The organism is Geodermatophilus sp. DF01-2 (assembly GCF_004571065.1).
In the GTDB taxonomy this organism is placed as follows: domain Bacteria; phylum Actinomycetota; class Actinomycetes; order Mycobacteriales; family Geodermatophilaceae; genus Geodermatophilus.
This window is the reverse complement of sequence record NZ_SPQN01000176.1, coordinates 1-1,666: the sequence shown is the minus strand read 5'-3', so window position 1 is coordinate 1,666 and position 1,666 is coordinate 1. Positions and strand designations below refer to the sequence as shown.

Here is a 1,666-nt window from a genome sequence, read left to right as displayed (position 1 = left end):
TGTCCCTATCGGTGACGCCTGGCAGGCGTGAAAATGTGGCCGGGTCGCCCGCCGACGTCGGTCTCCCGCCTGGGACACGATCCCGTAGCTCAGTCTGACGCTGGGGCCTGGACCTGAAGGGTCGCGCACTGTGCTTCGAGCACGCCGGTCAGATTTTCGGTTCCCTGACCGGGCCCCGCGGGCAGCCCGCCTTGCTGGTCTGGGCAGTGGAGGGTGGTGCACCGAATGCAGGAACCCCAAGAGATCCGCGACGAGGAGCACGAGCAACTCATCGAGCGGGTCGCAGCGATCGACGTGGCCAAGGCGTCCGGCATGGTGTGCACCCGAGTGCCGCACCCCTCCGGCAGCAAGCGGCGCCTGACCCGGGTGTGGGAGGTGAAGTCGACCACCCAGTCGATCATGGACTTGGCCGACCAACTGGCCGAGCAGCAGATCGAGCGGATCACGGTGGAGTCGACCTCGGACTACTGGCGCGGCTTCTTCTACCTACTCGAAGCCCGCGGTCTGGAGGTGATGCTGGTCAACGCCCGAGAGGTGAAGAACGTCCCGGGCCGACCCAAGACCGACAAGCTCGACGCCGTCTGGCTGGCCAAGCTCACCGAGCGGGGCATGCTGCGACCCTCGTTCGTACCTCCCGAGCCGATACGGGTGCTGCGCGACTACACCCGGCTGCGCACCGACCTGACCGTGGAACGGACCCGGCACTGGTCTCGTCTGGAGAAGCTCCTGGAAGACGCCCTCATCAAGATCACCACCGTGGCCAGTCGAATCGACGGGGTCTCGGTGCGGGAGATGATCGAGGCGCTGATCGCCGGCGAACGCGACCCACGAGTGCTCGCCGGGTTCGCCCGCGGCCGGATGCGGATGAAGCACACCGCCCTGGTCGAGGCGCTCACCGGGCGGTTCGACGATCACCACGGCGAACTGGCCCGGATGCTGCTGGACCAGATCGACGCGCTCAACACCCAGATCGAACGCCTGACCAGCCGCATCGACGAACTCATCGAGGCGATCCCGGCCGCTCGCGCACCGGCCGGCCCCGCCGAGGAGCAGCCGACCGGATCAGCCCTGGGCGGCGAGCAACCGCTGTCGGCGCTGGATCGACTCGATGAAATCCCCGGCCTGGCCCGCCGCGGCTCCCAGGTGATCCTGGCCGAGATCGGACTGAACATGGCCCAGTTCCCCACACCAGCGCACCTGGTGTCCTGGACCCGGCTGTGCCCGCGCACCATCCAGTCCGGGCCGAAGACCCGCGCCGGACGCACCGGCAAGGGCAACCCCTACCTCAAAGGCATCCTCGGTGAGGCAGCGGCCGCCGCGGCGAAGACCAACACCTTCCTCGGCGAGCGTTATCGACGGCTGGTCAAACGCCGCGGCAAGCTCAAGGCCCTCGTCGCGGTCGCCCGCTCCATCCTCGTGATCATCTGGCACCTGCTCACCGACCCGACACTGCGCTACCGCGACCTCGGCGCCGACTACCACGCCCTCCGAATCGACAAGGGACGCAAGACCCGCGATCACATCCGCGGCCTGGAAGCACTCGGCTACACCGTCACCCTCACCGCAGCAGCCTGACCCCACACTCGAGCCGACCTCGCCGATTGCCGCCGAGGTCCGCTGCAGCGCGCTCGCCGAGCCCCAGTGCGGGTGGCTATTTTCCGGTCAG

The 1,666-nt window shown here is 68.2% G+C and carries 1 protein-coding gene; it reads left to right on the top strand.

Going from position 1 to position 1,666, the window contains the following annotated elements; translation table 11 throughout:
* Positions 1-225: 225 nt before the first annotated feature.
* Positions 226-1,575, top strand: coding sequence for an IS110 family transposase (locus tag E4P41_RS21660; RefSeq protein WP_135143249.1), 1,350 nt, complete (start codon positions 226-228; stop codon positions 1,573-1,575).
* Positions 1,576-1,666: the final 91 nt, after the last annotated feature.

Coding starts and splice junctions, on each gene's coding strand:
- E4P41_RS21660 (WP_135143249.1), top strand. CDS start 226: ATGCAGGAACCCCAAGAGATCCGCGACGAGGAGCACGAGCAACTCATC.